Consider the following 5,998-nt stretch of genomic DNA (forward strand, 5'->3'; position numbering starts at 1 on the left):
TTGGTTGCGGGAGCAGGATTTGAACCTGCGACCTTCAGGTTATGAGCCTGACGAGCTACCGGGCTGCTCCATCCCGCGTTGTTTTTTTGTTTGTCCTTGGCGCGCTGCGCGTTTGGTCCAAGTGGGTTTGGTCCCTTTTGGGGATACCCTTATGTTTCGGTTTGACCGGAAGACTGCGCTGATATGGGATAAGAGATCCGGAGCGCAGCGGAGGCAAGGCCGAGTGGCCGCCGGCCGGTCAGGCTGCCCGCGCGGAGCGCAGCCCTTTAGGGCGTTGCGCGCGTGAGCGGCAAACAAGTTGAAGAGGTTTCAAATTGCGATTTGCAGGCCTGGCGGCGACCTACTCTCCCACACCTTAAGATGCAGTACCATTGGCGCTGGGGAGTTTCACGGCCGAGTTCGGGATGGGATCGGGTGGGGGCTCCCCGCTAGGGCCACCAGGCCGGCGAAGCGCAATTTGCGTGAACTGGTCTATATATTTTTTTGATGCTTTGGTCGGCCTCGCCTGGGACGAAGGTTCCAGGACGTTGGCCGTATGGATCATTTCAAACGCGCTCAAGCAGCCCGAAGGGCGGTAGCGCACTTAAAATGATCTTTTTGATGCGCCAGGGGCGCATCCAAAAGATGAACATTGACTAATGAGAGGATCAAGCCGAACGAGCTATTAGTAAAGCTAAGCTTCATGCGTTGCCGCACTTCCACACGCTTCCTATCGACGTGGTGGTCTTCCACGGCTCTTCAGGGAGAACTGGTTTTGAGGTGGGTTTCCCGCTTAGATGCTTTCAGCGGTTATCCCTTCCGTACATAGCTACCCTGCAATGCGGCTGGCGCCACAACAGGTCCACCAGAGGTACGTCCATCCCGGTCCTCTCGTACTAGGGACAGATCCTCTCAATTCTCCTACACCCACGGCAGATAGGGACCGAACTGTCTCGCGACGTTCTGAACCCAACTCACGTACCACTTTAATTGGCGAACAGCCAAACCCTTGGGACCTGCTCCAGCCCCAGGATGTGATGAGTCGACATCGAGGTGCCAAACAATGCCGTCGATATGGACTCTTGGGCATCATCAGCCTGTTATCCCCGGCGTACCTTTTATCCGTTGAGCGATGGCCCTTCCACGAGGGACCACCGGATCACTATGGCCGTCTTTCGACTCTGCTCGACTTGTCAGTCTCGCAGTCAGGCAGGCTTATGCCATTGCACTCAACGAGCGATTTCCGACCGCTCTGAGCCCACCTTCGCGCGCCTCCGTTACCATTTGGGAGGCGACCGCCCCAGTCAAACTACCCGCCACACACGGTCCCGGATATTGTTGTACCGCGGTTAGATATCCATGACGACAAGGGTGGTATTTCAAGGGTGACTCCACAAGAGCTGGCGCTCCTGCTTCAACGTCTACCACCTATCCTACACATGTCGTGACGAATACCAGTGTGAAGCTGTAGTAAAGGTGCACGGGGTCTTTCCGTCTGACCGCAGGAACCCCGCATCTTCACGGGGAATTCAATTTCACTGAGTCTATGCTGGAGACAGCGGGGAAGTCGTTACGCCATTCGTGCAGGTCGGAACTTACCCGACAAGGAATTTCGCTACCTTAGGACCGTTATAGTTACGGCCGCCGTTTACTGGGGCTTCAATTCGGTGCTTGCACACCTCCTCTTAACCTTCCAGCACCGGGCAGGCGTCAGACCCTATACGTCGCCTTACGGCTTCGCAGAGCCCTGTGTTTTTGATAAACAGTCGCCACCCCCTGGTCTGTGCCACCCCACAACGGTTGCCCGTCGTGAGGTCTCCCTTCTCGCGAACTTACGGGAGCATTTTGCCGAGTTCCTTCAGCATAGTTCTCTCAAGCGCCTTGGTATTCTCTACCAGTCCACCTGTGTCGGTTTCGGGTACGGTTTATACGGTGGAGCTATTTCCTGGAACACCTTCGCTGCACCCCCAATCCAATAAGGAGATACAACACACGGCATCCGTCACTACCACCAAGCTGCAGAATATTAACTGCATTCCCATCGACTACGCCTTTCGGCCTCGCCTTAGGGGCCGGCTAACCCTGCGCCGATTAGCGTTGCGCAGGAACCCTTGGACTTTCGGCGAGCGGGTCTCTCACCCGCTTTATCGTTACTCATGTCAGCATTCGCACTTCTGATATCTCCAGGAGCCCTCACGGGTCCCCCTTCGCAGACTTACAGAACGCTCCGCTACCGCGCATCATAAGATGCACCCGCAGTTTCGGTGTATGGCTTGAGCCCCGGTACATTTTCGGCGCGGAACCCCTTATTTAGACCAGTGAGCTGTTACGCTTTCTTTAAATGATGGCTGCTTCTAAGCCAACATCCTGGTTGTTTTGGGAGTTCTACATCCTTTCCCACTTAGCCATAACTTAGGGACCTTAACTGGCGGTCAGGGTTGTTTCCCTCTCCACAATGGACGTTAGCACCCACTGTGTGTCTGCCGGATAGTACTTCTCGGTATTCGGAGTTTGGTTAGGATCAGTAAGGCGGTAAGCCCCCATAGCCCATCCAGTGCTCTACCCCCGAGAGTATTCATCCGACGCTCTACCTAAATAGATTTCGCGGAGAACCAGCTATTTCCGAGTTTGATTGGCCTTTCACCCCTAGCCACAGCTCATCCCCGACTTTTTCAACAGGCGTGGGTTCGGTCCTCCAGTGCGTGTTACCGCACCTTCAACCTGGCCATGGCTAGATCACTCGGTTTCGGGTCTAATCCAACGAACTAGGGCGCCCTATTCAGACTCGCTTTCGCTACGCCTACACCTACCGGCTTAAGCTTGCTCGTTAAATTAAGTCGCTGACCCATTATACAAAAGGTACGCTGTCAGGCTTGCGCCCTCCAACTGTTTGTAGGCATCCGGTTTCAGGAACTGTTTCACTCCCCTCGTCGGGGTACTTTTCACCTTTCCCTCACGGTACTTGTTCGCTATCGGTCGACAAGGAGTACTTAGGCTTGGAGGGTGGTCCCCCCACGTTCAGACAGGATTTCACGTGTCCCGCCCTACTCGAGGACTTGCATAATTTCTACCCGTACGGGGCTATCACCCACTAATGCCCGACTTTCCAGACGGTTCCGGTTCTTAAATGCAAGCCACTGGCCTGGTCCGCGTTCGCTCGCCACTACTAGCGGAGTCTCGGTTGATGTCCTTTCCTCCGGGTACTTAGATGTTTCAGTTCCCCGGGTTTGCTCCCTTGCGGGTACTCCATACGGAGTGGGTTTCCCCATTCGGAAATCCACGGATCAAAGCTTATTCGCAGCTCCCCATGGCTTATCGCAGCGTATCACGTCCTTCATCGCCTCTTGTCGCCAAGGCATCCACCGAATGCCCTTAAGACACTTGATCACTCTCATTATCAATGCTCATCTCATGCTTGCAAATCCACCAGACCCAGCCATGAGTACCTTTAACACTCAAGACCAACCTGGCTTCAAAACAAACTGATCATCAATAATATAAGACCAGTTTCACGAGATCTTTCTGACAGCCATGCGGTCACGCTGGCCCTCTACTTGATCGTAGAACCCCAAGGTCTCCCCCGGAGGTCAAAAAAATCTTCTCTTCAACGATGTCAAGAACAAGCGGTGATCCGTAAATCACCGCAAAACGGTACTCTCTCAAAAGACAAGCCATTCAGCGCTCACTCTTGCGAGGAGCTGCCGAAGCAAAGTGGAGCCTTACCCGTTTGCCCGCAGGATCATCAGATCCGAGGACAAACAAATCATAATGTCGTCGGGCGACATCATGAACAAAGTGAATGGTGGAGCCAGACGGGATCGAACCGACGACCTCATGCTTGCAAAGCACGCGCTCTCCCAACTGAGCTATGGCCCCATGTTGTTTCGTACGCGATAACGCTGCCACAGCATCTTGGTGGGCTTCCCCGTGACGCCCGCAGCGGCAAAGCCGCGAGGACGCACAAACCAAACATGCCGAGGGCCACCAAATCGAAGATTTGGTGGGCCGAGGAGGACTTGAACCTCCGACCTCACGCTTATCAGGCGTGCGCTCTAACCACCTGAGCTACCGGCCCATTTCTGAACACGGCGTCACAAGGACCCCGCTCAAGTGGCGTCACCACTTAACTTGTCTTTTGAAGAAAGAGAAACGAAGACGGCATCAGCCCGCTCGTTTTAAGCGACCTCGTCCTGATCTAGACGGGTCTATGTTCTGAAGAGACCGGATTGGAAAGACCGAAGTCATTCCTAAAATGGTCATCCTTAGAAAGGAGGTGATCCAGCCCCAGGTTCCCCTAGGGCTACCTTGTTACGACTTCACCCCAGTCGCTGAGCCTACCGTGGTCAGCTGCCCCCTTGCGGTTAGCGCACTGCCTTCGGGTAAACCCAACTCCCATGGTGTGACGGGCGGTGTGTACAAGGCCCGGGAACGTATTCACCGCGTCATGCTGTTACGCGATTACTAGCGATTCCAACTTCATGCTCTCGAGTTGCAGAGAACAATCCGAACTGAGACGGCTTTTGGAGATTAGCTCCCTCTCGCGAGTTCGCTGCCCACTGTCACCGCCATTGTAGCACGTGTGTAGCCCAGCCCGTAAGGGCCATGAGGACTTGACGTCATCCCCACCTTCCTCTCGGCTTATCACCGGCAGTCCCCCTAGAGTGCCCAACTGAATGCTGGCAACTAAGGGCGAGGGTTGCGCTCGTTGCGGGACTTAACCCAACATCTCACGACACGAGCTGACGACAGCCATGCAGCACCTGTCCTGGCGTCCCCGAAGGGAACCTTCCATCTCTGGAAGTAGCACCAAATGTCAAGGGCTGGTAAGGTTCTGCGCGTTGCTTCGAATTAAACCACATGCTCCACCGCTTGTGCGGGCCCCCGTCAATTCCTTTGAGTTTTAATCTTGCGACCGTACTCCCCAGGCGGGAAGCTTAATGCGTTAGCTGCGCCACCAAATAGCATGCTACCTGACGGCTAGCTTCCATCGTTTACGGCGTGGACTACCAGGGTATCTAATCCTGTTTGCTCCCCACGCTTTCGCACCTCAGCGTCAGTACCGAGCCAGTGAGCCGCCTTCGCCACTGGTGTTCTTCCGAATATCTACGAATTTCACCTCTACACTCGGAGTTCCACTCACCTCTCTCGGACTCAAGACTTCCAGTATCAAAGGCAGTTCCGGGGTTGAGCCCCGGGATTTCACCCCTGACTTAAAAGTCCGCCTACGTGCGCTTTACGCCCAGTGATTCCGAACAACGCTAGCCCCCTTCGTATTACCGCGGCTGCTGGCACGAAGTTAGCCGGGGCTTCTTCTGCGAGTAACGTCATTATCCTCCTCGCTGAAAGAGCTTTACAACCCTAGGGCCTTCATCACTCACGCGGCATGGCTGGATCAGGCTTGCGCCCATTGTCCAATATTCCCCACTGCTGCCTCCCGTAGGAGTCTGGGCCGTGTCTCAGTCCCAGTGTGGCTGATCATCCTCTCAGACCAGCTATGGATCGTCGCCTTGGTAGGCCTTTACCCCACCAACTAGCTAATCCAACGCGGGCCCATCCTTAGGCGATAAATCTTTCCCCCATAGGGCACATACGGTATTAGCAGTCGTTTCCAACTGTTGTTCCGTACCTAAAGGTAGGTTCCCACGCGTTACTCACCCGTCTGCCACTAACTCCGAAGAGTTCGTTCGACTTGCATGTGTTAAGCCTGCCGCCAGCGTTCGTTCTGAGCCAGGATCAAACTCTCAGGTTTAACTAAAAAGTTCAATCACAGGCATCTCTATCAATCGCTATAAAGCACTCAATACAAACCTCCGCATCACTGCGAAGACCTGCAGAATTAACAAGAGCTCAATCAAATCCAACAGACCGAAATCCATCAGACCCAATCGGCTTCCTTGTTTGAAAGATCAGCGTACCTGCGTAACTCCTTAAAACCACCAGACATCCGAAAACATCCGATGATCGCAAGGCCAACGCCGCCTACGCTTCCCTTCCTTCAATAATCAAATTGTCAAAGAAC

The 5,998-nt window shown here is 54.2% G+C and carries 3 tRNA genes and 3 rRNA genes; all 6 read right to left on the reverse strand.

Annotation, left to right across the window (positions count from 1 at the left end):
- Position 1: 1 nt before the first annotated feature.
- A tRNA-Met gene (locus tag ACVDG9_RS28520) sits at positions 2-78 on the reverse strand.
- A gap of 249 nt (positions 79-327) precedes the next feature.
- Positions 328-442 (reverse strand): 5S ribosomal RNA (gene rrf, locus ACVDG9_RS28525).
- Between the two features lie 201 nt (positions 443-643).
- A 23S ribosomal RNA gene (locus ACVDG9_RS28530) occupies positions 644-3,366 on the reverse strand.
- 413 nt (positions 3,367-3,779) lie between these two features.
- A tRNA-Ala gene (locus ACVDG9_RS28535) sits at positions 3,780-3,855 on the reverse strand.
- Between the two features lie 122 nt (positions 3,856-3,977).
- Positions 3,978-4,054: transfer RNA gene (locus ACVDG9_RS28540), tRNA-Ile, on the reverse strand.
- A 191-nt stretch (positions 4,055-4,245) separates the two neighbouring features.
- A 16S ribosomal RNA gene (locus ACVDG9_RS28545) occupies positions 4,246-5,728 on the reverse strand.
- Together the 16S, 23S and 5S rRNA genes with 3 tRNA genes alongside form the textbook arrangement of a ribosomal RNA operon.
- Positions 5,729-5,998: the final 270 nt, after the last annotated feature.

The sequence above is a fragment of the Roseibium sp. RP-7 genome (assembly GCF_053005225.1).